The sequence below is a fragment of the Escherichia sp. GZ89 genome (genome assembly GCF_019366485.1).
Lineage (GTDB): Bacteria > Pseudomonadota > Gammaproteobacteria > Enterobacterales > Enterobacteriaceae > Escherichia > Escherichia fergusonii.
On the sequence record NZ_JAEOHX010000002.1, the window covers coordinates 328590 to 352757 of the forward strand.

26 protein-coding genes and 1 pseudogene are annotated in these 24168 nt (G+C 50.9%); 14 read left to right on the forward strand and 13 right to left on the reverse strand.

The annotated features are described in order from the left end of the window. Window positions 1–18: 18 nt before the first annotated feature. Entirely contained in the window at window positions 19–678 is a 660-nt protein-coding gene (yghB, locus tag K0335_RS05895) for a DedA family general envelope maintenance protein YghB (protein WP_000268411.1), read from the reverse strand. Window positions 679–817: 139 nt separating this feature from the next. Further along, entirely contained in the window at window positions 818–2005 is a 1188-nt protein-coding gene (gene metC, locus K0335_RS05900; RefSeq protein ID WP_104920279.1) for a cystathionine beta-lyase, read from the reverse strand. 251 nt (window positions 2006–2256) lie between these two features. Here metC and exbB point away from each other — a divergent pair, with 251 nt between their 5' ends. Together exbB and exbD are read left to right on the forward strand one after the other, a co-directional pair. After that, entirely contained in the window at window positions 2257–2991 is a 735-nt protein-coding gene (gene exbB, locus K0335_RS05905) for a tol-pal system-associated acyl-CoA thioesterase (RefSeq protein WP_000527865.1), read from the forward strand. A gap of 6 nt (window positions 2992–2997) precedes the next feature. Next, window positions 2998–3423 carry a TonB system transport protein ExbD gene (gene exbD / locus K0335_RS05910; protein WP_001240704.1) on the forward strand — a complete coding sequence of 142 codons (426 nt, stop codon included), beginning with the start codon at window positions 2998–3000 and terminating at the stop codon, window positions 3421–3423. Window positions 3424–3461: 38 nt separating this feature from the next. Here exbD and yghA read toward each other — a convergent pair whose 3' ends face one another. Beyond that, entirely contained in the window at window positions 3462–4346 is an 885-nt protein-coding gene (gene yghA, locus K0335_RS05915; protein ID WP_000018772.1) for an NADP(+)-dependent aldehyde reductase, read from the reverse strand. A gap of 190 nt (window positions 4347–4536) precedes the next feature. On the opposite strand from yghA, the gene K0335_RS05920 reads away from it, so the two are divergent. Further along, on the forward strand, window positions 4537–5031 hold the full coding sequence (locus K0335_RS05920; protein ID WP_000439331.1) for a TIGR00645 family protein: 495 nt from the start codon (window positions 4537–4539) through the stop codon (window positions 5029–5031). Between the two features lie 39 nt (window positions 5032–5070). Here K0335_RS05920 and gpr read toward each other — a convergent pair whose 3' ends face one another. Continuing rightward, window positions 5071–6111: an L-glyceraldehyde 3-phosphate reductase gene (gene gpr, locus K0335_RS05925; RefSeq protein WP_000262185.1), complete on the reverse strand. Its 1041-nt coding sequence runs from the start codon at window positions 6109–6111 to the stop codon at window positions 5071–5073. A 156-nt stretch (window positions 6112–6267) separates the two neighbouring features. On the opposite strand from gpr, the gene yghX reads away from it, so the two are divergent. The 10 genes from yghX (at window position 6268) to hybG (ending at window position 14290) form a co-directional block, all read left to right on the forward strand. Continuing rightward, window positions 6268–7155, forward strand: coding sequence for a YghX family hydrolase (gene yghX / locus K0335_RS05930; protein WP_024256528.1), 888 nt, complete (start codon window positions 6268–6270; stop codon window positions 7153–7155). A 113-nt stretch (window positions 7156–7268) separates the two neighbouring features. Continuing rightward, window positions 7269–7556 (forward strand): DUF2623 family protein, encoded by a 288-nt coding sequence (locus tag K0335_RS05935; protein WP_001059144.1) that lies wholly within the window; start codon window positions 7269–7271, stop codon window positions 7554–7556. Window positions 7557–7744: 188 nt separating this feature from the next. Continuing rightward, entirely contained in the window at window positions 7745–8863 is a 1119-nt protein-coding gene (gene hybO, locus K0335_RS05940; RefSeq protein ID WP_000145402.1) for a hydrogenase 2 small subunit, read from the forward strand. A 2-nt stretch (window positions 8864–8865) separates the two neighbouring features. After that, window positions 8866–9852, forward strand: coding sequence for a hydrogenase 2 operon protein HybA (gene hybA / locus K0335_RS05945; protein WP_104920281.1), 987 nt, complete (start codon window positions 8866–8868; stop codon window positions 9850–9852). Continuing rightward, window positions 9842–11020 carry a Ni/Fe-hydrogenase cytochrome b subunit gene (gene hybB, locus K0335_RS05950; RefSeq protein ID WP_000017694.1) on the forward strand — a complete coding sequence of 393 codons (1179 nt, stop codon included), beginning with the start codon at window positions 9842–9844 and terminating at the stop codon, window positions 11018–11020. Before hybA ends, hybB begins: the two co-directional genes overlap by 11 nt. Further along, window positions 11017–12720, forward strand: a complete 1704-nt coding sequence (gene hybC / locus K0335_RS05955; protein ID WP_000083057.1) for a hydrogenase 2 large subunit — start codon at window positions 11017–11019, stop codon at window positions 12718–12720. The genes hybB and hybC overlap by 4 nt, the downstream gene beginning before the upstream one ends. Beyond that, window positions 12720–13214 (forward strand): HyaD/HybD family hydrogenase maturation endopeptidase, encoded by a 495-nt coding sequence (locus tag K0335_RS05960; protein WP_104920282.1) that lies wholly within the window; start codon window positions 12720–12722, stop codon window positions 13212–13214. The genes hybC and K0335_RS05960 overlap by 1 nt, the downstream gene beginning before the upstream one ends. Beyond that, window positions 13207–13695, forward strand: a complete 489-nt coding sequence (gene hybE / locus K0335_RS05965) for a hydrogenase-2 assembly chaperone (protein ID WP_104920283.1) — start codon at window positions 13207–13209, stop codon at window positions 13693–13695. The genes K0335_RS05960 and hybE overlap by 8 nt, the downstream gene beginning before the upstream one ends. After that, window positions 13688–14029: a hydrogenase maturation nickel metallochaperone HypA gene (hypA, locus tag K0335_RS05970; RefSeq protein WP_000544957.1), complete on the forward strand. Its 342-nt coding sequence runs from the start codon at window positions 13688–13690 to the stop codon at window positions 14027–14029. Before hybE ends, hypA begins: the two co-directional genes overlap by 8 nt. Before the next feature lie 12 nt (window positions 14030–14041). After that, window positions 14042–14290 carry a hydrogenase maturation factor HybG gene (gene hybG / locus K0335_RS05975; RefSeq protein ID WP_000334896.1) on the forward strand — a complete coding sequence of 83 codons (249 nt, stop codon included), beginning with the start codon at window positions 14042–14044 and terminating at the stop codon, window positions 14288–14290. Window positions 14291–14359: 69 nt separating this feature from the next. Here hybG and yghU read toward each other — a convergent pair whose 3' ends face one another. Both yghU and K0335_RS05985 read right to left on the reverse strand, forming a co-directional pair. After that, window positions 14360–15226, reverse strand: a complete 867-nt coding sequence (gene yghU / locus K0335_RS05980) for a glutathione-dependent disulfide-bond oxidoreductase (protein WP_002432522.1) — start codon at window positions 15224–15226, stop codon at window positions 14360–14362. 69 nt (window positions 15227–15295) lie between these two features. Further along, window positions 15296–16057 carry an AraC family transcriptional regulator gene (locus K0335_RS05985; RefSeq protein ID WP_001239994.1) on the reverse strand — a complete coding sequence of 254 codons (762 nt, stop codon included), beginning with the start codon at window positions 16055–16057 and terminating at the stop codon, window positions 15296–15298. 416 nt (window positions 16058–16473) lie between these two features. Here K0335_RS05985 and gss point away from each other — a divergent pair, with 416 nt between their 5' ends. Beyond that, a complete protein-coding gene (gene gss / locus K0335_RS05990; RefSeq protein WP_000033699.1) occupies window positions 16474–18333 on the forward strand; it encodes a bifunctional glutathionylspermidine amidase/synthase in 1860 nt (619 codons plus the stop codon). A 437-nt stretch (window positions 18334–18770) separates the two neighbouring features. On the opposite strand, the pseudogene K0335_RS05995 reads toward gss, so the two are convergent. The 7 genes and pseudogenes from K0335_RS05995 to gspH form a co-directional block, all read right to left on the reverse strand. Next, a pseudogene (locus tag K0335_RS05995) lies at window positions 18771–19559 on the reverse strand (hypothetical protein). 388 nt (window positions 19560–19947) lie between these two features. Next, window positions 19948–20484 carry a GspM family type II secretion system protein YghD gene (yghD, locus tag K0335_RS06000; RefSeq protein ID WP_160193713.1) on the reverse strand — a complete coding sequence of 179 codons (537 nt, stop codon included), beginning with the start codon at window positions 20482–20484 and terminating at the stop codon, window positions 19948–19950. Between the two features lies 1 nt (window position 20485). Beyond that, complete coding sequence (gspL, locus tag K0335_RS06005; protein ID WP_160193712.1) at window positions 20486–21664, reverse strand: type II secretion system protein GspL; 1179 nt, start codon at window positions 21662–21664, stop codon at window positions 20486–20488. After that, window positions 21661–22638 (reverse strand): type II secretion system minor pseudopilin GspK, encoded by a 978-nt coding sequence (gene gspK, locus K0335_RS06010; protein ID WP_219393767.1) that lies wholly within the window; start codon window positions 22636–22638, stop codon window positions 21661–21663. Before gspK ends, gspL begins: the two co-directional genes overlap by 4 nt. Then, window positions 22635–23240, reverse strand: coding sequence for a type II secretion system minor pseudopilin GspJ (gene gspJ, locus K0335_RS06015; protein WP_001255038.1), 606 nt, complete (start codon window positions 23238–23240; stop codon window positions 22635–22637). The genes gspK and gspJ overlap by 4 nt, the downstream gene beginning before the upstream one ends. Next, entirely contained in the window at window positions 23237–23608 is a 372-nt protein-coding gene (gene gspI, locus K0335_RS06020; RefSeq protein ID WP_046076356.1) for a type II secretion system minor pseudopilin GspI, read from the reverse strand. The genes gspJ and gspI overlap by 4 nt, the downstream gene beginning before the upstream one ends. Beyond that, on the reverse strand, window positions 23605–24168 hold the full coding sequence (gspH, locus tag K0335_RS06025) for a type II secretion system minor pseudopilin GspH (protein ID WP_160193710.1): 564 nt from the start codon (window positions 24166–24168) through the stop codon (window positions 23605–23607). The genes gspI and gspH overlap by 4 nt, the downstream gene beginning before the upstream one ends.

Genomic DNA, 24168 nt, shown 5'->3' on the forward strand with positions numbered 1-24168 from the left:
CGGGTACAGGCTACATACTCAGGAGTTGCAGTATTTCTTTTTGATAACCACAAACAGCGTGCCTAACAAACCCGCAGTCAGCAGGGCAATCGGCAGGATCATCAGGAAGGTCATGACCTGATCTTCATGGCGTTTTACAAACGGGATCATGCTCAGGGCATAGCCAAAGCTGGTCACTACAGTGACCCATAACAGACCACTCAGCCAGTTGAAAAACTGAAAACGGTTGTTGGGTAAGCCAGAAATTCCCGCCATGGTGGGTAACAAGGTACGAACAAACGCGAGAAACCGTCCGGCGAGGAGGGCCAGCAAACCGTGGCGATCAAACATGCAAGTGGCACGTTGGTGGTATTTGTCTGGAAGCTGCGCCAGCCAACCTTTCACCGTTTTGGTATTTCCCAGCCAGCGCCCCTGAATATAGCTCAGCCAACAACCCAGACTTGCAGCCGTCGTTAAAATCGCCAGAGTCGGAATAAAATCCATTACTCCTTGCGCTATCAGCGCACCTGCCAGTAACAACAGGCTATCGCCTGGTAAAAACGAGGCCGGTAACAGGCCGTTTTCTAAAAACAGCGTGGCAAACATGACAAAGTAAACAACGTTAACGATATGAGGATCGGCAAGTGCCGCAAAATCGTGTTGCCAGAGCGCAGCGATAATATCTTGAATAACAGCCATGGACTTTCCTGTGGAACAGCATTTCAGCCTTTAACTGCCTATTGTACTCCTGATTCGCCCGTGACGCCTTGATCACGGGCGCAACAATTTAAGACTTTTCACAATTAAATGTCTGCAAATTTGTCCAAAACTGGCAACGTTACACAATTCGCGCAAAACCGGCGTCCAGATCGGCAATCAAATCATCGACATCTTCCAGACCAATATGCAGGCGAATCAAGGTCCCGCTAAAATCGATCTCGCCTTGTGGGCGAATGGAGGCGATATGTTCCGGTTGATTTGCCAGGATCAACGATTCATACCCGCCCCACGAATAGGCCATGCTGAATAAACTGAAGTTATCCAGATAGTTCGCCAGCTCTTCATCATTGAGTTTTTTCTTAAGCACAAAGGAAAATAGCCCGCTGCTGCCTGTAAAGTCTCGTTTCCAGAATTCGTAGCCTTTACTGCCAGGCAGAGCAGGGTGGTTAACTCGCGCTACTTGCGGATGCTCTGCCAGCCATTCAGCCACTTTCAGACTGCTTTCATGATGTTGACGCAGGCGAACACCCAAAGTGCGCAGGCCACGGCTGGTTATATAGGCGGTATCGGCATCGACCATCTGCCCCATCAGATAGGCATTCTCCCGCAGCTGCTCCCAGCAACGGGCATTGCATACGGCAGTACCAATCATCGCATCTGAATGCCCCACCAGATATTTGGTGGCTGCCTGAATGGAAACATCGATGCCAAAATCCAGCGCCTTAAACAGCACACCGGCCGCCCAGGTGTTATCGATCATAATGATGGCATCTGGCACCACACTGCGCACGGCGGCAACAATCGCCGGAACGTCGTGGACTTCCATGGTGATGGAGCCTGGCGATTCCAGAAACACGATTTTAGTGTTTGGCTGCACATGTTTAACGATATCTGCGCCAATCAGCGGATCAAACCACGATGTCGTTACGCCCAGTTTGCTGAGGATTTTGCTACAGAAATCCTGACTCGGTTCATAGGCGGTGTTGGTCATCAACACATGATCGCCCTGTTCGACAAAAGCAAGAATAGAATTAGCAACCGCCGCAGCCCCGCAGGGGAACAGCACGCAGCCTGCGCCACCTTCCAGTTCACACATCGCTTCTTGTAAGGAGAAATGGGTTAACGTTCCGCGCCGTCCATAGAACAACTCGCCATTGGCACGATTGCGCGTCGCGTGTTTTTTGGCTTCCACACTGTCAAAGACCAGCGAAGAAGCGCGCTGAATCACGCTATTTACTGCGCCGAGGGTATATTTTTTGCTGCGTCCTGCATTCACCAGTTGAGTATCAAGCTTTTTGTCCGCCATGTCGGGATTCCTGTTTTTATACGTCTGGATGTCTAAACTAGCATGAATGTTGCCGCGCGCATCCTGAAGAATTGGCATAAAGCAGAAAATTTTCGCAAATGGCGTGCTGGTGACTTTTTTACTGCGTAAACGCAAGGAAAAGAAAGCAAAGGTACGGCAGTATGCAAATAGTAATGAGAACGACTATCAATTCGACGTCGTTTTGATATTATTATGCGCAGATTTTGTGATTTGCGTCCTGGAGATACACAGTGGGTAATAATTTAATGCAGACGGACCTTTCCGTCTGGGGTATGTATCAGCACGCCGATATTGTCGTTAAGTGCGTGATGATTGGGCTTATTTTGGCGTCCGTAGTCACCTGGGCAATCTTCTTCACCAAGAGCGTGGAGTTCTTTAAACAGAAACGTCGCCTTAAGCGTGAACAGCAACTGCTGGCTGACGCTCGCTCATTAGATCAGGCCAGCGAAATCGCCGGTGATTTTGGTAAATACAGCTTAAGTTTGCAGCTGCTGAACGAAGCGCAAAACGAGCTGGAGCTTTCTGCGGGTAGTGATGATAACGATGGCATAAAAGAGCGTACCAGTTTCCGCCTGGAACGTAGCGTTGCCGCTGTTGGCCGGTATATGGGGCGTGGTAATGGCTTCCTGGCAACTATCGGGGCAATTTCACCGTTTGTCGGTTTGTTCGGTACGGTCTGGGGCATTATGAACAGCTTTATCGGTATCGCCCAAAGTCAGACAACCAACCTGGCCGTTGTTGCCCCTGGTATCGCAGAAGCACTGCTGGCGACCGCAATTGGTCTGGTGGCGGCAATTCCGGCGGTGGTTATCTATAACATTTTTGCCCGTCAGATTGCTGGTTTTAAAGCGATGCTGGGCGATGTTGCTGCGCAAGTATTGTTGCTGCAAAGCCGTGACCTGGACCTGGAAGCCAGCGCCGCTGCGCATCCGGTACGTGTTGCACAGAAATTACGCGTAGGGTAATACGCCATGGCAATGCATTTTAATGAAAATCTCGACGATAACGGTGAAATGCATGATATCAACGTGACGCCGTTTATCGACGTTATGTTGGTTTTGCTGATTATCTTTATGGTGGCGGCACCGTTAGCGACGGTAGATGTGAAGGTGAACTTGCCTGCTTCTACCAGCACGCCGCAGCCGCGCCCGGAAAAACCGGTTTATCTGTCGGTGAAGGCGGACAACTCGATGTTTATCGGTAACGATCCGGTCACCGATGAAACAATGATTACGGCGTTGAATGCGTTAACCGAAGGCAAGAAAGACACCACCATCTTTTTCCGTGCGGATAAAACCGTCGATTACGAGATGTTGATGAAGGTAATGGACACGCTGCATCAGGCGGGTTACCTGAAGATAGGTCTGGTTGGCGAAGAAACTGCCAAAGCGAAATAAAAATGATGCCCGGTTGCTTTTCACAACCGGGCATTTTTTTAGCCTAAATGCTCTCCGCCGCACACGCCGTGCACTTCTGCGGTGACATAGCTCGACTCCTGACTTGCCAGATAAACATATACAGGAGCCAGTTCTGCCGGTTGCCCCGCGCGTTTCATTGGCGTTTTCTGACCAAACTGCGGGATCTTATCCTGCGTTTGTCCGCCGGAAATTTGCAGTGCTGTCCAGATAGGGCCTGGCGCGACAATATTCACCCGAATACCTTTCTCCGCGACCTGTTTTGCCAGGCCACGGCTGTAGTTCAGAATCGCCGCTTTCGTTGCCGCATAGTCCAGTAAATGCGGGCTTGGCTGGTACGCCTGGATTGACGAAGTGGTGATGATACTGGCGCCTTTCGGCAGCAGGGGGATCGCTTCCTGGGTTAGCCAGAACAGCGCGAAAACGTTAATGGCAAAGGTCTTTTGAAACTGTTCGCTGGTGAGGTCTGCAATATCAGGAATGGCAACCTGTTTCCCGGCGACCAGCGCCATAATATCCAGCCCGCCTAACGCCTTCTGCGCTTCGTGAACCAGCGAACGGGCAAACTTCTCATCGCTTAAATCGCCCGGCAGCAGGACGGCTTTGCGTCCGCATTCTTCAATGATCTTTTTCACATCCTGAGCGTCTTCTTCTTCCACAGGAAGATAACTGATCGCCACGTCAGCGCCTTCACGCGCGTAAGCGATGGCGGCAGCACGACCGATTCCGGAATCGCCCCCTGTCACCAGTGCTTTACGATCTTTCAGGCGACCGCTACCAACATAGGTTTTCTCGCCGCAATCCGGCACTGGTGTCATCTTTGCCTGGATGCCTGGCGTCGGTTGTTTCTGTTTGGGGTATTCACCAGTGTAATACTGCGTGGTCGGGTCTTTTAAATGAGACATTGCTTTTCTCCCTTCAGGTTCAACGTCCTTTAAGGGTAGACGCTCTCGGTGCGTTGATAAGGGAACCAGGAAGATCCCTAAACCTCGGATTTATGCGACAAAGGTTTAACGGATATGTTTATTTGCTGTTGCGTGCTGTTTACTCAATTGCGATATACTGTTACCCGTTTTAACTACACGACAGGAATGTATGGAACGTTTTCTTGAAAATGCAATGTATGCTTCTCGCTGGCTGCTTGCCCCCGTGTACTTTGGCCTTTCGCTGGCGTTGGTTGCCCTGGCGCTGAAGTTCTTCCAGGAGATTATTCACGTACTACCGAATATCTTCTCGATGGCGGAATCTGATTTGATCCTCGTGTTGCTGTCGCTGGTGGATATGACGCTGGTTGGCGGTTTGCTGGTGATGGTGATGTTTTCCGGTTATGAGAATTTCGTCTCGCAGCTGGATATCTCCGAGAATAAAGAGAAGCTTAACTGGCTGGGGAAAATGGACGCAACGTCGCTAAAAAACAAAGTAGCAGCGTCGATTGTGGCGATCTCTTCCATTCACTTACTGCGCGTCTTTATGGATGCGAAAAATGTCCCTGATAACAAACTGATGTGGTACGTCATTATCCATCTGACGTTTGTGCTCTCTGCATTTGTGATGGGCTATCTTGACCGACTGACTCGTCATAATCACTGATCTGATTCGGGCGCGGTTCTCGCGCCCGTTATCAATACGTCATTTATCGGACGATGCCTGCCACAGATTCAGCTCGCCATCGGCTATATGCTGGTCAATCTGCGCTAACTCCTCAGTGCTAAACGTCAGATTATTTAGCGCCTCCACGTTCTCTTCCAGTTGCTCCGCACGGCTGGCACCAATCAATACCGACGTCACTCGCTCATCTTTCAGCAACCAGCTTAACGCCATTTGCGCCATCGACTGACCGCGCTGCTGTGCCATTTCATTTAATAACTGCAGGCTGTTGAGGTTGGCTTCGGTGAGCATTTTCGGTGTCAGGCCACGAACTTTATTCCCTTCACGATGCATCCGTGAATCTTCAGGAATACCGTTGAGATATTTGCCGGTCAGCAATCCCTGAGCCAGAGGAGTAAAGGCAATGCAGCCCACGCCGTTATTTTCCAGGGTATCCAGCAGGCCACTTTTATCTACCCAGCGGTTAAGTAAATTGTATGAAGGTTGATGAATTAACAGCGGAATTTTCCACTCACGCAGTAATTCGACCATTTTTTGCGTCCGCTCTGGCGAGTAAGAGGAGATCCCGACATAAAGCGCTTTACCGCTTTGTACCGCATGAGCCAGCGCAGAGGCGGTTTCTTCCATCGGCGTATTTTCATCGACGCGATGAGAGTAAAAGATATCGACATACTCCAGTCCCATACGCTTCAGGCTTTGGTCGAGGCTGGCGAGCAGGTATTTACGTGAGCCGCCAGAGCCGTACGGGCCGGGCCACATATCGTAGCCAGCTTTGGTAGAGATAATCAGTTCATCGCGATAAGCAGCAAAATCCTCGCGCAGCAGGCGACCAAAGTTCTCTTCTGCGCTTCCTGGAGGAGGCCCGTAGTTGTTGGCTAAATCAAAGTGTGTAATGCCTAAATCAAAAGCTTTTCGCAGAATCACGCGCTGTGATTCCAGCGCGTTAACGTGACCGAAATTGTGCCATAAACCGAGCGATAACGCGGGCAGGCGTAAACCGCTTTTTCCGCAATAGCGGTACTGCATCTGCCCGTAACGTTCGGGATTCGCTAACCAGACCATGACCTCTCCTTTCCACCGTTCAATTTCGAAACAATGTTTCCAGTCTAGCGATTTACCAGGGGATATCCCGTAGCATCGCTCACAGTGTGACGAAAAACTGGGCAAAAACACGCGCTTATGCTTTGCTTAAAAAAACAGCAATTGAGGAATGCAACGATGCCGCGTCTGACCGCCAAAGATTTCCCGCAGGAGCTGCTGGATTACTACGACTATTACGCTCACGGGAAAATTTCGAAACGTGAGTTCCTCAATATGGCAGCGAAGTATGCGGTGGGTGGGATGACGGCATTAGCATTGTTTGATTTGCTTCGACCAAATTACGTATGGGCGACCCAGGTGGAGTTTACCGACCCGGAAATTGTTGCTGAGTACATCACGTATCCTTCGCCAAATGGTCACGATGAAGTACGTGGTTATCTGGTGAAGCCCGCGAAGATGAGCGGCAAAACACCAGCCGTGGTGGTGGTGCATGAGAATCGTGGGCTGAATCCGTATATCGAAGACGTGGCGCGGCGAGTGGCGAAGGCGGGGTACATCGCCCTGGCACCAGACGGTTTAAGCTCAGTAGGTGGCTATCCTGGTAACGATGATAAAGGCCGCGAACTGCAACAGCAGGTTGATCCAACCAAACTGATGAATGATTTCTTTGCTGCGATCGAATTTATGCAACGCTATCCGCAAGCGACTGGCAAAGTGGCTATTACGGGATTTTGCTATGGCGGTGGTGTATCGAACGCGGCGGCTGTCGCGTATCCGGAACTGGCCTGCGCGGTGCCGTTTTATGGTCGTCAGATTGCTGCCGCCGATGTTCCGGCTATTAAAGCGCCAATATTGTTACATTATGCCGAACTGGATACGCGTATAAATGAAGGTTGGCCTGAGTATGAAAAAGCGCTTAAGGCGAATAATAAAATCTATCAAGCATATATCTACCCAGGTGTGAACCATGGTTTCCATAATGATTCTACCCCCCGATATGACCAGGCTGCGGCGGAATTAGCCTGGCAACGTACACTTGCATGGTTTAATAAGTACCTCTCTTGATAATTACATTATTTATTATTTGTTCAAGTGCGATTAAAAATAGCGTGCGATCGTTCATTTCTTTGCTTAATATATCGTTATATACATTGTTATATATCGGTTGGGAGCGAACAATGAATAATCATTTTGGCAAAGGATTGATGGCAGGGTTAAACGCGACTCATGCCGATAGTGCACAGAGTGTGGCGAAATTTTGTGCCGATTATAAGCGTGGATTCGTGCTGGGCTTTTCTCATCGGATGTATGAGAAAACGGGCGATCGGCAATTAAGCGCCTGGGAAGCGGGAATTTTAACCAAACGCTATGGATTAGATAAAGATATGGTGATGGACTTTTTCCGCGAGAATAACTCCAGTACGACTCTGCGCTTTTTCATGGCGGGCTATCGGCTGGAACATTGATCTGACTTAGGTATTTGTTCACTTAAATTACTTACACTAATAGTTCATCCCTTCGTTTTGTTATTCCTTCCCGGTATCATTGCACGGATAACCATAAGAAAAGTGTGGTAAATGGCGCATTGATCGCATTATGAAATTTGCGAAAGGTGCAAAATATAAGCCAGGTCTTTGCAATGGAATAACTATAAATGACTGGAGATAACACTCTCGATAATTCTCACGGCATTAACCGTCGTGATTTCATGAAGCTTTGTGCAGCATTGGCCGCCACCATGGGGTTAAGTAGCAAAGCCGCCGCAGAGATGGCGGAATCGGTCGCTAATCCACAGCGCCCACCAGTTATCTGGATTGGCGCGCAGGAGTGTACCGGTTGTACCGAGTCTCTGCTTCGTGCCACCCACCCGACGGTAGAAAATCTCGTGCTGGAGACTATTTCTCTGGAGTATCACGAAGTGCTTTCTGCTGCTTTCGGTCACCAGGTTGAAGAGAACAAACACAACGCACTTGAGAAGTACAAAGGGCAATACGTGTTGGTGGTTGATGGTTCCATCCCGCTAAAAGATAACGGTATTTACTGCATGGTTGCCGGTGAGCCGATTGTGGATCACATCCGCAAAGCGGCGGAAGGCGCAGCAGCCATTATCGCTATTGGTTCCTGCTCTGCGTGGGGCGGTGTTGCCGCAGCTGGAGTTAACCCAACTGGTGCTGTCAGCCTGCAAGAGGTTCTGCCGGGCAAAACCGTTATCAACATTCCAGGCTGCCCGCCGAACCCGCACAACTTCCTCGCGACTGTTGCGCACATCATCACTTACGGCAAACCGCCGAAACTGGATGACAAAAACCGTCCGACCTTCGCCTATGGTCGTCTGATTCACGAACACTGTGAACGTCGCCCGCACTTCGATGCTGGTCGCTTTGCGAAAGAGTTCGGCGACGAAGGCCACCGTGAAGGCTGGTGCCTGTACCATCTCGGCTGTAAAGGGCCGGAAACTTACGGCAACTGCTCAACGCTGCAATTCTGCGATGTTGGCGGTGTGTGGCCGGTGGCGATTGGTCACCCGTGCTATGGCTGTAATGAAGAAGGTATCGGCTTCCATAAAGGCATCCATCAGCTTGCCAACGTCGAAAATCAGACTCCGCGTTCACAGAAACCGGACGTTAACGCTAAAGAAGGCGGCAACGTCTCTGCGGGCGCTATCGGTTTGCTCGGCGGTGTGGTTGGGCTGGTTGCCGGTGTCAGCGTGATGGCGGTGCGTGAACTGGGTCGTCAGCAAAAGAAAGATAACGCTGACTCACGGGGAGAATAACCGTGAACAGACGTAATTTTATTAAAGCAGCCTCCTGCGGGGCATTGCTGACGGGCGCGTTGCCGTCTGTCAGTCATGCGGCTGCTGAAAACCGCCCGCCAATTCCGGGATCGCTGGGGATGTTGTACGACTCGACGCTGTGCGTAGGCTGCCAGGCTTGCGTCACTAAGTGTCAGGATATCAACTTCCCTGAACGTAACCCACAAGGGGAACAGACCTGGTCGAATAACGACAAACTGTCGCCGTACACCAATAACATTATCCAGGTGTGGACCAGCGGCACGGGAGTCAACAAAGACCAGGAAGAGAACGGCTATGCGTACATTAAGAAACAGTGTATGCACTGCGTCGATCCGAACTGTGTCTCAGTGTGCCCGGTTTCTGCGCTGAAAAAAGATCCGAAAACCGGCATTGTCCATTACGACAAAGATGTGTGCACCGGCTGCCGTTACTGCATGGTTGCCTGTCCGTACAACGTGCCGAAGTACGACTACAACAACCCGTTTGGTGCGCTGCATAAGTGTGAGCTTTGCAACCAGAAAGGTGTGGAACGTCTTGATAAAGGCGGTCTGCCTGGCTGCGTAGAAGTGTGCCCGGCGGGCGCGGTGATTTTTGGTACGCGTGAAGAGCTGATGGCGGAGGCGAAAAAACGTCTGGCGCTGAAGCCTGGCAGCGAATACCACTATCCGCGTCAGACGCTGAAATCTGGCGACACTTACCTGCATACGGTGCCGAAATATTATCCGCATCTGTACGGCGAGAAAGAGGGCGGCGGTACTCAGGTACTGGTACTGACGGGTTTGCCTTATGAAAATCTCGACCTGCCGAAACTGGACGATCTTTCTACTGGTGCGCGTTCCGAACATGTTCAACACACCCTGTATAAAGGCATGATGCTACCACTGGCTGTGCTGGCGGGCTTAACCGTGCTGGTTCGTCGCAACACCAAAAACGACCATCACGACGGAGGAGACGATCATGAGTCATGATCCACAACCGCTGGGCGGCAAAATCATCAGTAAACCGGTCATGATTTTTGGACCGTTAATCGTCATCTGTATGCTCCTGATTGTGAAGCGTCTGGTGTTCGGTCTGGGCTCTGTCTCTGACCTGAACGGCGGCTTCCCGTGGGGCGTGTGGATCGCGTTTGACCTGTTGATCGGCACCGGCTTCGCCTGTGGCGGCTGGGCGCTGGCGTGGGCGGTATACGTCTTTAACCGTGGGCAATACCATCCGCTGGTACGTCCGGCACTGTTGGCAAGTCTGTTTGGTTACTCACTGGGTGGCTTGTCGATCACTATCGACGTTGGTCGCTACTGGAACCTGCCGTACTTCTACATTCCGGGTCACTTCAACGTGAACTCGGTACTGTTCGAGACGGCGGTCTGTATGACTATCTACATCGGCGTGATGGCACTCGAGTTTGCTCCGGCACTGTTTGAACGTCTGGGTTGGAAAGTATCGCTCAAGCGTCTGAACAAGGTGATGTTCTTCATCATCGCGCTTGGTGCGCTGCTGCCAACTATGCACCAGTCTTCAATGGGGTCGCTGATGATCTCGGCGGGCTACAAAGTGCATCCGTTGTGGCAGAGCTATGAAATGTTACCGCTGTTCTCACTGCTGACGGCGTTCATCATGGGCTTCTCGATTGTCATTTTTGAAGGTTCGCTGGTACAGGCGGGTTTGCGTGGCAACGGTCCGGATGAAAAGAGCCTGTTCGTCAAACTGACCAACACCATCAGTGTGTTGCTGGCGATTTTCATCGTGCTGCGCTTTGGCGAGCTGATCTATCGCGACAAGCTGTCGTTAGCGTTTGCCGGTGACTTCTACTCCGTGATGTTCTGGATTGAAGTCCTGCTGATGCTCTTCCCGCTGGTCGTTCTGCGTGTGGCGAAGCTGCGTAATGATTCCCGCATGCTGTTCCTGTCGGCACTGAGCGCACTGTTAGGTTGTGCAACCTGGCGTCTGACCTATTCGCTGGTGGCATTCAACCCGGGCGGCGGTTACGCCTACTTCCCGACCTGGGAAGAACTGTTGATTTCTATTGGTTTTGTGGCTATTGAGATTTGCGCTTACATCGTACTCATTCGTCTACTGCCGATACTTCCTCCTTTAAAACAAAACGATCATAATCGTCATGAGGCGAGCAAAGCATGAGCCAGAGAATTACTATTGATCCGGTAACCCGTATTGAAGGGCATTTACGCATAGATTGCGAAATCGAAAATGGCGTCGTTTCGAAAGCATGGGCTTCCGGTACCATGTGGCGCGGCATGGAAGAGATCGTGAAAAACCGCGATCCGCGCGATGCATGGATGATTGTGCAACGTATCTGTGGCGTATGTACGACTACTCACGCGCTGTCTTCCGTTCGTGCGGCAGAGAGCGCGCTGAATATCGACGTTCCGGTTAACGCGCAATACATCCGTAACATCATTCTGGCTGCGCACACCACGCATGACCATATCGTTCATTTCTATCAGCTTTCAGCGCTGGACTGGGTGGACATCACTTCTGCACTGCAAGCTGACCCAACCAAAGCCTCGGAAATGCTGAAAGGCGTTTCGACCTGGCATCTGAACAGCCCGGAAGAGTTCACCAAAGTTCAGAACAAGATCAAAGATCTGGTTGCCAGCGGTCAGTTGGGTATTTTCGCCAATGGCTACTGGGGTCACCCGGCAATGAAACTGCCGCCGGAAGTGAACCTGATTGCGGTAGCGCACTACCTGCAAGCGCTGGAGTGCCAGCGTGACGCTAACCGCGTCGTGGCGCTGCTGGGCGGTAAAACGCCGCACATTCAGAACCTGGCGGTAGGTGGTGTCGCGAACCCGATCAACCTCGACGGTCTGGGTGTGCTGAACCTTGAGCGCCTGATGTACATCAAGTCTTTCATCGACAAACTGAGCGACTTTGTTGAGCAGGTTTACAAGGTTGATACCGCGGTTATCGCCGCGTTCTATCCGGAATGGCTGGAGCGTGGTAAAGGTGCGGTGAACTACCTGAGCGTGCCGGAATTCCCGACCGACAGCAAAAACGGTAGCTTCCTGTTCCCAGGCGGCTACATTGAGAATGCGGATCTGTCCTCGTATCGTCCGATCACTTCCCATTCCGATGAATATCTGATCAAAGGGATTCAGGAAAGTGCGAAGCACTCCTGGTATAAAGACGAAGCGCCGCAGGCACCGTGGGAAGGCACCACTATTCCGGCTTATGATGGTTGGTCTGACGACGGCAAATATTCCTGGGTGAAATCACCGACTTTCTACGGCAAAACGGTAGAAGTGGGGCCGCTGGCTAACATGCTGGTGAAACTGGCGGCAGGACGCGAGTCTACCCAGAACAAACTGAATGAAATCGTTGCGATTTATCAGAAACTGACTGGCAACACGCTGGAAGTGGCGCAGCTGCACTCCACGCTGGGCCGTATCATTGGTCGTACCGTTCACTGCTGCGAATTGCAGGATATCCTGCAAAACCAATACAGTGCGCTGATCACCAATATCGGCAAAGGCGATCACACCACCTTTGTGAAGCCGAACATTCCGGCTACAGGTGAGTTCAAAGGCGTTGGCTTCCTTGAAGCGCCGCGCGGTATGCTCTCTCACTGGATGGTGATTAAAGACGGTATCATCAGCAACTACCAGGCAGTTGTTCCATCAACCTGGAACTCTGGCCCGCGTAACTTCAATGATGACGTTGGTCCTTACGAGCAGTCGCTGGTGGGCACGCCGGTTGCCGATCCGAATAAACCGCTGGAAGTCGTGCGAACCATTCACTCCTTTGACCCGTGCATGGCCTGTGCGGTACACGTAGTGGATGCCGACGGCAACGAAGTGGTTTCAGTGAAGGTACTGTAATGCGTATTTTAGTCTTAGGGGTTGGCAATATTTTGCTGACCGATGAAGCCATCGGTGTGCGGATTGTCGAAGCATTAGAACAACGATACATTCTGCCGGATTATGTTGAGATCCTCGATGGCGGCACGGCGGGAATGGAGCTGCTTGGCGACATGGCAAATCGCGATCATCTGATTATCGCCGATGCCATTGTGTCGAAAAAGAACGCGCCGGGAACGATGATGATCCTGCGGGATGAAGAAGTTCCGGCGTTGTTTACCAACAAAATCTCTCCGCATCAGCTTGGCCTGGCCGACGTATTGTCGGCCCTGCGCTTCACCGGCGAGTTTCCGAAAAAACTGACCCTGGTCGGCGTGATCCCGGAATCGCTGGAGCCGCACATCGGTTTGACACCGACGGTCGAAGCGACGATTGAACCTGCGCTTGAGCAGGTTCTGGCTGCGCTGCGCGAATCAGGCGTGGAAGCCATCCCACGGGAGGCGACTCATGACTGAAGAGATAGCTGGTTTTCAGACCTCCCCGAAGGCGCAAATACAGGCAGCTTTTGAAGAAATTGCCCGGCGTTCGATGCACGATCTCTCTTTTCTGCATCCTTCAATGCCAGTGTATGTTTCTGACTTTACGCTGTTCGAAGGTCAGTGGACGGGGTGTGTAATCACCCCGTGGATGCTGAGTGCAGTTATCTTCCCCGGCCCGGATCAACTCTGGCCACTGCGCAAAGTCAGTGAAAAAATTGGTCTGCAACTGCCGTATGGCACCATGACCTTTACTGTTGGTGAACTGGACGGTGTTTCGCAATACCTCTCCTGCTCGCTGATGTCGCCGCTTTCGCATAGCATGTCGATTGAAGAGGGCCAACGGCTGACGGATGACTGCGCGCGGATGATCCTTTCGCTGCCGGTCACCAATCCGGATGTACCACACGCAGGGCGTCGTGCCCTGCTATTTGGCCGCAGGAGTGGTGAAAATGCATGAGTTGTCGCTTTGCCAGAGCGCCGTTGAAATTATCCAACGGCAGGCGGAGCAGCATGATGTTAAGCGCGTCACCGCCGTGTGGCTGGAAATTGGCGCGCTCTCCTGCGTTGAGGAGAGCGCTGTCCGTTTTAGTTTTGAAATTGTCTGCCAGGGAACGGTGGCCCAAGGGTGCGATTTACATATCGTCTATAAACCCGCCCAGGCCTGGTGCTGGGATTGCAGCCAGGTGGTGGAGATTCATCAGCACGATGCGCAGTGCCCGCTCTGTCATGGCGAGCGGTTGCGTGTCGATACCGGCGATTCGCTGATCGTCAAAAGTATTGAAGTTGAATAACCGGAGTTAACAATGTGTATTGGCGTTCCAGGCCAGGTGCTGGCTGTCGGTGAAGATATTCACCAGCTTGCGCAGGTTGAAGTATGTGGTATCAAGCGCGACGTGAATATCGCCCTGATTTGCGAAGGTAACCCTGCCGATCTGCTGGGCCAGTGGGTGCTGGTGCACGTCGGATTTGCCATGAGCATCATCGACGAAGACGAAGCCAAAGCCACATTAGACGCGCTGCGCCAAATGGATTACGACATTACCAGCGCGTGATGATAAAAGCCGGATGCGGCGTAAATGCTTTATCCGGCTACATAGCTATAAGCCTGCCAATGTTGCGACTTACCCCTGGCGCTTATCTTCCGTATTCGTCTCAAAATCACTGGCGTCATGGCGCTCATGCAACTGCTCGTTCAGCGGCCCGTTGGTGCGGTTAACAATACGCCCACGTTTCACTGCCGGACGTTCGCCCACTTCTTGCGCCCAGCGTTGCACGTGTTTATAACTGCCCGCATCAAGAAACTCTGCGGCATCATACACACCACCTAACACAACGTTGCCAAACCACGGCCAGATTGCCATATCCGCAATTGTGTACTCATCGCCCGCAACAAACTTATGCTGCGCCAGTTGCTTATCCAGCACGTCGAGCAGGCGCTTGGCTTCCATGGTAAAGCGGTTGATGGCGTATTCAATTTTCACCGGCGCGTAATGGTAAAAGTGACCAAAACCACCGCCGAGGAACGGCGCGGCACCCTGTAACCAGAACAGCCAGTTCAGCGTTTCGGTCCGTTTTGCCAGATCCTGCGGCAGGAAGTAGCCAAATTTCTCCGCCAGATAAAGCAGAATCGAGCCTGACTCAAACACGCGGAGTGGCGGATTATGAGTATGATCGCGCAGCGCCGGAATCTTCGAATTCGGGTTCACTTCGACAAAGCCGCTGGAGAATTGATCGCCATCGCTAATACGAATCAGCCAGGCGTCGTACTCTGCACCAGTAACGCCCAGCGCCAGCAGCTCTTCAAGCATAATTGTCACTTTCTGACCGTTTGGCGTGCCCAGAGAATAGAGCTGCAACGGGTGCTTGCCCACCGGCAGCGTTTTCTCATGCGTTGGACCAGAAACCGGGCGATTGATATTGGCGAACGCGCCGCCTGCGGATTTCTCCCACGTCCAGACTTTCGCGGGTTGATAAGTATTGTCTGCCATAATGACCTGCCTTGTGAGTGGTGGTGTTGAAGCAGTGTAGCAGTTCATTGCCTGCTGTCAGGTGGCAGATCAGGGCATTACATGCTGGCGATGCTCAGCAATATAATGCATTGGCGTTACGCCATAAAAAGATTTAAATACGGAAATAAAATAAGACGTACTGTTATAGCCGCACATTTGTGATATTTGAGCAATATTTTTGTCATCCATTAATAGTTGCTTACTGGCATAACGCATTCGGCACTCGGTAATGATCTGGCTATAACTGGTATTTTCGTTTTTTAACTTCTTTTTAAGTAAACTCGGGCTGAGGCAAAGAATGCTGGCGATTTGCCGCAGGCTCCAGTAATGCTTAATATCACTTTGAATAATCCGGCAAACGCTGTCACGCACGCTGCTGCGCAACATATACATAAGCAGCGCGATGAATCCGCTATGTTCAAGAAAGTTCGAAAGCACAGTAAAAAGTAGTGAGCGGTTAAGGGCGATTTCGCAAGGCGTCGTTTTTTCTTCCTGATTAAGATACGACACCAGGCCAAATACTTCGGGTGTACGGCTATGGCAGGAAATGAGCGGTAGTTTCTGTCGTGGCCATGGTTTAACGCAGGTTAAATTTTTATTGAGAAAGAGGAGATAATCATTGATTACCTCCATGCTGATATGCACCACCATCGTGTTGCTCATTGAGGAGAATTCAATATTGTTATTATTGCAGGCAATGACGGTCAGATTATTTTCCGGGAGGATCATAGGGGAGTGTTCATTGATTTTAAGCTCAACCTTTTTCTTCGTGAGGATCACCACACAAGGCGTGCTACTACTTAGGCGCATACCATACTCCTGAGGCGGATAAATTTTCTTAAATGACTTTCTCGTTTCACGAGAACAGGTCAACAATAAGCACGAATCAGTACTTCCCCTTATTCCATAGTCTGTTATTTATCTCTTTACGTTAGCATTTCTTATGGATGGCGAAATCTTCATCACTTTATCCCTTTAACATATTTCGCAGAAAAACATCCTGATAAAAAGCTGATGAATGAGGTAGCAATAAAAAAAGTCTCCATAAAACCAAAAGTTAAGTAACCCTGAATTATTGTGCTTATCAATTTTTTTTATGGGCCAGCAGTCTGTGGTGATGAGGTGTATGATAAATGGACCTCTGTCCGGTAATCGTCGCTGAGCAGTAAAACAGAGCACAACAGTCACGCCAGACTGCTCAGGTTGTAATGTTAAGGTTAAATTACATGAGCAAAGGAACGACCAGTCAGGATGCCCCCTTTGGGACATTATTGGGCTACGCCCCCGGTGGTGTAGCTATCTACTCATCAGATTACAGCTCCCTTGATCCACGGGAATATGAAGATGATTCCGCTTTTCGCAGCTACATCGATGATGAATATATGGGGCACAAATGGCAGTGCGTTGAGTTCGCCCGCCGTTTTCTCTTTCTTAACTATGGGGTAGTGTTCACTGACGTAGGGATGGCGTGGGAGATTTTCTCGCTGCGTTTTCTGCGTGAAGTGGTGAATGACAACATCCTGCCATTGCAGGCATTTCCGAACGGTTCACCGCGTGCGCCAGTCGCTGGTGCGTTACTTATCTGGGATAAAGGCGGTGAATTTAAAGATACCGGTCATGTTGCCATTATTACCCAATTGCATGGCAATAAAGTCCGCATCGCCGAACAGAATGTGATCCACACGCCGCTTCCTCCTGGGCAGCAATGGACACGTGAACTGGAGATGGTTGTGGAGAATGGGCGTTATACTCTGCGCGACACCTTCGATGACACGACGATTTTGGGCTGGATGATCCAGACTGATGATACGCAACACAGCCTGCCACAACCGGAGATTGCCAGTGATGCGCTGAAGATTCGTGGTGCTCGTCTGGAAGATAAAGGTCAGTTTGACGGGAAATGGCTGGATGAGCAGGATCCACTACAAAACGCTTACGTTCAGGCGAACGGTCAGGTGATTAACCAGGACCCATGTCAGTATTTCACAATTACCGAAAGCGCCGAGCAGGAGTTAATCAAAGCAACCAACGAGTTGCATTTAATGTATCTTCACGCCACTGACAAAGTGCTGAAAGATGATAACTTATTAGCGCTATTTGATATTCCCAAAATTCTTTGGCCACGTTTACGTCTTTCCTGGCAACGTCGTCGTCACCATATGATCACCGGGCGCATGGACTTTTGTATGGATGAGCGCGGGCTAAAGGTCTATGAATACAACGCTGATTCTGCTTCCTGCCATACCGAAGCTGGATTGATTCTTGAGAAGTGGGCGGAGCAGGGCTACAAAGGCAACGGTCATAACCCGGCTGAGGGCTTATTGAACGAGCTGGCAGGGGCATGGAAACATAGCCGTGCACGACCTTTTGTGCATATTATGCAAGATGATGATATCGAAGAGAATTATCACGCGCAGTTTATGCAGCAGGCACTTCATCAGGCAGGATTTGAAACGAAAATAGTGCGCGGACTGGCAGAATTACGCTGGGATGATGCCGGGCAGCTGATTGACGGCGAAGGCCGGTTGGTCAATTGCGTCTGGAAAACCTGGGCGTGGGAAACCGCCTTCGACCAAATCCGGGAAGTGAGTGACAAAGAGTTTGCTGCGGTTCCAATTCGTACAGGTCATCCGCAAAATGAGGTGCGCCTGATCGATGTTCTGCTGCGTCCAGAAGTGCTGGTATTTGAGCCTTTATGGACAGTAATTCCAGGAAATAAAGCGATATTACCTATCTTATGGTCGCTTTTCCCGCATCATCGTTACTTACTGGACACTGATTTTACGGTAAACGACGAACTGATCCGTACGGGCTATGCTGTGAAGCCAATTGCCGGTAGGTGCGGGAGCAATATTGATCTGGTGAGCCACCAGGAAGAGTTGCTTGATAAGACCAGCGGTAAGTTTGCAGAGCAAAAAAATATTTACCAGCAACTATGGTGCTTACCAAACGTAGCCGGAAAATATATTCAGGTCTGTACATTTACGGTTGGTGGTAATTATGGTGGCACATGCTTACGCGGTGATGATTCTCTGGTTATTAAAAAAGAGAGTGATATTGAACCGTTAATTGTGTTGAAAGAGTAATTACGGAAATGAATAGCCCGCCGGTAAGGCGGGCTGAGACTAATGATAAATAAAGGATTGCCTGATGCACTGCGCTTACCAGACCAATAAATTGCAATCCATACCATTCTTAACATACGCCTCTCCAGAGAAAATGCCGGTATTATCTCCGCATGAATGATAATGTGCACTTATATATTGTGTGATAAAAGACGATATAAAAGGGGCAATTGTAATAGCAGTAAATAAGAAGGTAATATAGAAAATTAACATTCGCCTGTCGTGAAATGCAACCGAGCAACCCTTTATTAACGGATGTGGGTATTTGATGCCGGTAAAAAAACATTCAATATGGATAATGATAATGCAATCAAAAAATATGATAAGAAAATCTTTGAATTTTACAGATGAACATATTCCAGTCTGCCACTAATTACACCAGTGGCAGACTGGTATGATTATTGATAACGTTTTACCAGGTCTTGTACCATCGCTGCGTAAGTTCTTTCTTTTAGCTGAGAGATTTGTTGCTCAGTGACTTCGGTTCCATTTGCGCTTTTTTTATCAGCTTTGAGGAAAATAACTCGCGACTCATAATTAACGGGTGACCAGGTAGCCTATTCCCCTGATGCAACATCGACAAGTGTAAAGCGCATTAAGTAACGCAGCGACATGGTATCAGTCAGTTTCTCATTTTTATAATCTGACCAGACCATCATTTTTGTCGCTGAGTTATATTTTCCAGTCTGTAACGTATCCTGATAAACAATAATTGCTTTCTGATGTCCTTTTGCTGCAATATAGCGCAATGCCTGCATCCAGTTAATATTTTCTGAATTGGCAACATCTGATTCGTCATTTTTATTTTTGTCTTTATTGCATGTTGGTGTTTTCTGCCGATCCGGGATGCCAGAAAATGTAGCGACAGTATAATATTTACTCATTTCCTGTTGCATGATGGCTTCTGGCGCACGACTGCCAGATTGCACAAGAATAATAGGGGAGCTCAAAGGAACACGGAATTCTTCACCTTCCAGGGCCGCCTGAATATCTTCTTCTGAAATATTTAAGGTCGTTTCATTGCCAAAAATATCTTTATCTGTCAACAAGGATGAGGCACTTTTCGATTTCGCATTATTCTCTTTCACCACAGGTGTCGTTTTCTTTGCGTCTATCGGTGAGTGAGGTGTGCAACCTGCAAACAGAAATGCGGTTGCGCATAAAAAGAATATTGACCTGGTACTCATTTTTTCGATCCTTCGTTCGTGAGTTGTATTGTTCTGTTGATTATAAAAAGGTGCTCATTATATACCGATGCAACTAATCAACGATAATGCTAAATATATTCACATTAATAATGTATTTTATGAAAACAGTAATGCGGTGAATGGTGTAAAAATCGAAAAATTACTTATCTGCTATTTCAAACTATTCATAGCGCGTGGACAGGATAATAATCATCCGCGAATGACATTTTTCTCATGATCAACGTACCATGATGTAGTTTTCACAAATCAACGTTCTGATATGGCATGGTGCAATTGTTCACAATATGAAAGGCTGGCGGAAGCCCGCCAGTATCCACATTTATCATTCAGGAGGGGTGTGGTCACGGTGATAAGCCACTTGTGACGATCAGCCCCGCCCAAATTCCAGTCGCTGCATGTTCACCATTCCTGCCTTCTCACCAGCGCTGACATCAATTTGTGTCACCCGCAGCGCATATTTTTCATTCAGCATATTGAGCCAGTTCAGCAGGCCATTAAACACCACAGGTTCTATCCAGACTTGAATATTCTCCCCTCGCTCGGCTATCCGTTTGATGACCACCGAGTGCGCGGAAGCACTATCACTGATGACCCGCGATACCTGCGCAGGCGTTGTTGTGGCGGAGTTTCGCGCTGCAATAATATCCGGCGCGGCGCGCTTCAGTCGGGTGTTCATCGCCTCCAGTTGCTGCAACATCGTCTCCTGTTGCTCAATCCGTTCGCTCAGCGGTTGCCAGATGAGGACGTAATATCCGGCACTAAACAGGAACACTACCGCAGCCAGTAACATGCCCTTTTCGCGCGGAGAACGCCCCGCCAGGTGTTGTGCCAGCCAGTGTTCGCCACGGCTTAACTGGCGTTCACGCCATTGCTGAAAATAGTGAATAAATTTATCGCGTAACATGTTATTTCCTCCGCAACGTTACGCCGCCGGAAACCGCATCACCCTCTTTCTGTAACGCGTCCTGTTGCACAACATAATCTGCCGCCAGTGCGCTACGCAGTTTGTCGAAGCTGGCAAAGTTCGCAGCCCGTAGCTGGAGATGAAGCGTCTGGCGTTTTTGATCAAAGGTGAAACCACGCATTTCGATGTCGGTAAGTGACACTGATTTCAGGGTACTGGCGATCGCTGACAATTCTGCGAGCAGCCGGGTATCGTCGGCCTGTGGGCGATATTTTTTCAGCGCCATCGTCACCTGAGAGCGTAAATTCACAATCCGCTTCTGCTCCGGGAATAGCGTTAAGAACTGTTTCTCCGCCCGGGTGCGACTTTGCGCCACCTGTTCGCTGACGCTCCATAACGTCACGCCCCGTTCCACTACCAGCGCAACCAGAATCAGCAATATCGGCAGAATCATCACCCGCCAGCGCGCCCACTGTTTTCGGTAGCTGACACGAGGCTGCCACGGCCCTGTTAGCAGGTTCCCTTCAGGTTCGCCATAAGTGGTAACGGCTGGCAGGGCCGTCACTGTCAGACGTTCAGCGTCTGGGCCAGCCCATGCAGATAGCTCTTCCGGCGCGATTCCGACTACGGTCAGCGAAAGCGGTGATGCCTGCTCATTGAGCTGTGCGCGGAACATGAGCGGAGCCAGCGCCCGCCCGGCGCTCCATCCCCGGCATTCATTGATGCGGCAGATAACCCGTTGCGCATCGCCAGCCATAAACCCACAAGGAATGGACATCCAGTCTGGCGCGACGGTAGCGCGGGTGATGCCGTTTGCCTGCAACCACTGCGCAATGTTGCGCATATGCTGTTGGTGAATCACCGCCACGGTTGCCAGTTGCGGGTCGATTTTCAACGCGGCGAAATGCAGTTCATCGATATCCTGGTTCAGCTCTTCTTCCAGCAAGGCGGGCAGAATCGTCGGTGTCTGCTTGCGAGGCACATCAGGCAGTTCAACCTGCCAGACGCTAATCCATTCGCCGGGAATGTAGAGTCGAATCGCATCAGTTTGCAGCCATTGCTGGAGATGTTCGTCAGCAACGTCAGGCCAGATACCGTGCTCCACGTCGGGTGTACGGCGCTGCCAACGGATGGGATCAGCGGCGCAAAGCGGGAAAAAAATCTCAAGCATGGAACTCACTCACTTTCTCCTGTCTGATGCCAGAGAACCGAAAAGTGTTGTGGGCCCATGCGGACAATTAACGAATTCATCGTCAGTTCAATCTCATTCACGGTGATATCTGAACGCAGCCAGAAGTAATTGCTGTCCACGCTCAGGACGGTTTTTAGCTGTTTTTTAGTACGCTCATCGACGTCAACGAGCAGCGGCTGTGCGAGAAACTGATCGACATCTTCCCAGCCCTTCGCCGGACGTTGTTGTAATAACGCCCGCGCCTGAACAGGGCTTAACCACGGGTCAAACAGCGCCTCAAAAATCACACTTTGCGTGACGTCCAGGGTGTTGATGTTGATTTGCTGGCGGGTCATTGGCAGCGCACAGACCAGCGGTTTCAGTCTTTGATAAAGTCCGGCGTCCATTCCCTGTACCACGCGCATTTCGCTGATATCGGTCAGCGGTTGATTGGCGGCGTAGAACGGTACCGAACGGGCGAGATACTCGCTGTCTTCACGGCCCAGACGCGTCTGCACGCTGCGGTCCTCGTCAATAAATTCCCACAGGCTTTCGGCTATCAGTTCGGCCCGATAAGCAGGCACATCCAGGCGCGAGATCAGGGCAATCAGTTGTTGTACCGCGAGCGGACGCGACGCCGTCGTCGGCTGAGCGAGGGCATTCAGGTTAAAGCAGGCCTGTGCGTCACGCAGAGTGACGGCGATTTGCCCCTGCGGCAGTGGGAAAAAACGAGGGCCAGAAGCCCACGGCTGCGCCAGATGCACGCGCTTTTCATTTTTCAGGCTCAGACTGAGTGCGCTCAGCGCGAGGCTTTCTGTACTGGCGCTATACCACAGCGCCTGCTGGTACTCCTGCTGGCTGCGCGTTCGCCCAAGTTGTTGCTGCATCCGCCCGGAAAGCGTGATGGTTACCAGCATCATGACCGCCAGCAATACCAGCACTACGACCAGTGCCATTCCGCGTTTTGGTGGTGAGGTGATCATGATAATTGCGGCCCGCGTAACAACCAGATGCGTTCAATCTCGCCCCATTGCGGCGAATGCAGAGTCATGCGCACTGCCACAGGGATCGCCTGCACTGATGACCAGGTTTCCTGCCAGCGAGTGCCGTCGTAAAACTGCAAACGAAGTGAATCCGCCGGAATCAACTTTTGCGTTGTTGGCTTCACGCTGCCTGCGGCATCGGTCAGCGGCCAGGCTAACCGTTCGAGATAACCGTCATGAATGCGGTAACCGACGGTGAGCAGATTACTGCGCGGCAGACGCATCAATGGATTAACCACACCGCCGCGTACAAAGCGTATTCCTTCACTCTCAGAGGCCAGCACGCCAGCGCCCGCCAGTAACGCAGGTTCTCGCTGACCCTGATCGCCTCTTACCGGACGCGGCATCATTTGTGTCAGATCGTGGGTCAGAAAACTCATCGTTTGCTGCATGAGGTTCAGTTTTTGATCGTGTCCGGCGACGGCGCTATTCACGCGTGTGACGCCGTTTGTCACCTGCTGTGCCATCAGTGCCAGCGAGGCAAAAATGGCGATTGCCACCAGCATTTCCAGTAACGTGAAACCAGCGCGAGTCCTTCTCACTGTTGGCCTCCCACAGCGCTAAACCAGGCGCGTCGTGACTGAATCACCGACGAAAAGTCTTCGTGACGGCTGACTTCAATATCCACCGCCTGGAGCAGCGCGTTACCTGTATTCAGAGGGATCGTTCGCCAGTACCAGCGGCTTCCTGCCATATCGCTCTCGCCCTGATGCCTGACCGCCCGTTGTTCGCGGGTCATCAGGTAAAGCAGCGCGGTCTGGTTTTCGGCTACCCAGCCCGCTACCGTTTTTTCCTCAAGAATTTGCTGATTACTCAGCGCGCCGCTGGCGATCTGTAATACCGCCGTGGCAGCCAGCGCAAAAATCGCCAGTGCGATCATCACTTCCAGCAAGGTAAATCCGCGCTTCATGGCATCCTCTCATCACATTGATTGAGGGATAACGCGCCATCGTGCGCCAGCTTTACCGCCCAACACGCGTTTTGCGCCGCCGAGTAGAAGCGCAGCGTAAACGGCGCGGCGGGTTCAAAAGGCGAAAAACGGATCTGCGGCGTCTTCTTTTTCGCCTCTTTTTGCAGCTCCAGTTCAATATCGTGCAGCGTCAGGCGACGGCGTTGCAGCTCCAGCGCATATTCCTTCTGCCAGATATCACTTCCGGGTTGTAACAGCATTTGCACCTGTTTCGCCACCGTAACCTGTGCCGATAACCGGGTCGCGGAAACGGGCAACCACTGCCCGTGACGACGCTGCATAAACTGATAACCAGGCGGGTCGATTAGCACACCGAGTGTTTGCCCTTCGATCACTGCCCTGTCCTTAAACTGCGCAAAGCGAGTCAGGAAATCCTGCGCCGCTTTTTTCGCGGGCGGTTCAGAACGGCTCGCAAAAGTCTGTACCACGCCCGCACTGGCAAGGCCGATAAGGAAAATCACCAGCATGATTTCCAGAAGAGTGAATCCGCGTTTGGGCAC

What these genes read in the sequence shown, in the direction of transcription:
- yghB (WP_000268411.1), bottom strand. Translation starts at nt 678, where the DNA reads ATGGCTGTTATTCAAGATATTATCGCTGCGCTCTGGCAACACGATTTT.
- metC (WP_104920279.1), bottom strand. Translation starts at nt 2,005, where the DNA reads ATGGCGGACAAAAAGCTTGATACTCAACTGGTGAATGCAGGACGCAGC.
- exbD (WP_001240704.1), top strand. Translation starts at nt 2,998, where the DNA reads ATGGCAATGCATTTTAATGAAAATCTCGACGATAACGGTGAAATGCAT.
- yghA (WP_000018772.1), bottom strand. Translation starts at nt 4,346, where the DNA reads ATGTCTCATTTAAAAGACCCGACCACGCAGTATTACACTGGTGAATAC.
- K0335_RS05920 (WP_000439331.1), top strand. Translation starts at nt 4,537, where the DNA reads ATGGAACGTTTTCTTGAAAATGCAATGTATGCTTCTCGCTGGCTGCTT.
- gpr (WP_000262185.1), bottom strand. Translation starts at nt 6,111, where the DNA reads ATGGTCTGGTTAGCGAATCCCGAACGTTACGGGCAGATGCAGTACCGC.
- yghX (WP_024256528.1), top strand. Translation starts at nt 6,268, where the DNA reads ATGCCGCGTCTGACCGCCAAAGATTTCCCGCAGGAGCTGCTGGATTAC.
- K0335_RS05935 (WP_001059144.1), top strand. Translation starts at nt 7,269, where the DNA reads ATGAATAATCATTTTGGCAAAGGATTGATGGCAGGGTTAAACGCGACT.
- hybO (WP_000145402.1), top strand. Translation starts at nt 7,745, where the DNA reads ATGACTGGAGATAACACTCTCGATAATTCTCACGGCATTAACCGTCGT.
- hybB (WP_000017694.1), top strand. Translation starts at nt 9,842, where the DNA reads ATGAGTCATGATCCACAACCGCTGGGCGGCAAAATCATCAGTAAACCG.
- hybC (WP_000083057.1), top strand. Translation starts at nt 11,017, where the DNA reads ATGAGCCAGAGAATTACTATTGATCCGGTAACCCGTATTGAAGGGCAT.
- K0335_RS05960 (WP_104920282.1), top strand. Translation starts at nt 12,720, where the DNA reads ATGCGTATTTTAGTCTTAGGGGTTGGCAATATTTTGCTGACCGATGAA.
- hybE (WP_104920283.1), top strand. Translation starts at nt 13,207, where the DNA reads ATGACTGAAGAGATAGCTGGTTTTCAGACCTCCCCGAAGGCGCAAATA.
- hypA (WP_000544957.1), top strand. Translation starts at nt 13,688, where the DNA reads ATGCATGAGTTGTCGCTTTGCCAGAGCGCCGTTGAAATTATCCAACGG.
- hybG (WP_000334896.1), top strand. Translation starts at nt 14,042, where the DNA reads ATGTGTATTGGCGTTCCAGGCCAGGTGCTGGCTGTCGGTGAAGATATT.
- yghU (WP_002432522.1), bottom strand. Translation starts at nt 15,226, where the DNA reads ATGGCAGACAATACTTATCAACCCGCGAAAGTCTGGACGTGGGAGAAA.
- K0335_RS05985 (WP_001239994.1), bottom strand. Translation starts at nt 16,057, where the DNA reads ATGCGCCTAAGTAGTAGCACGCCTTGTGTGGTGATCCTCACGAAGAAA.
- gss (WP_000033699.1), top strand. Translation starts at nt 16,474, where the DNA reads ATGAGCAAAGGAACGACCAGTCAGGATGCCCCCTTTGGGACATTATTG.
- yghD (WP_160193713.1), bottom strand. Translation starts at nt 20,484, where the DNA reads ATGTTACGCGATAAATTTATTCACTATTTTCAGCAATGGCGTGAACGC.
- gspK (WP_219393767.1), bottom strand. Translation starts at nt 22,638, where the DNA reads ATGATCACCTCACCACCAAAACGCGGAATGGCACTGGTCGTAGTGCTG.
- gspI (WP_046076356.1), bottom strand. Translation starts at nt 23,608, where the DNA reads ATGAAGCGCGGATTTACCTTGCTGGAAGTGATGATCGCACTGGCGATT.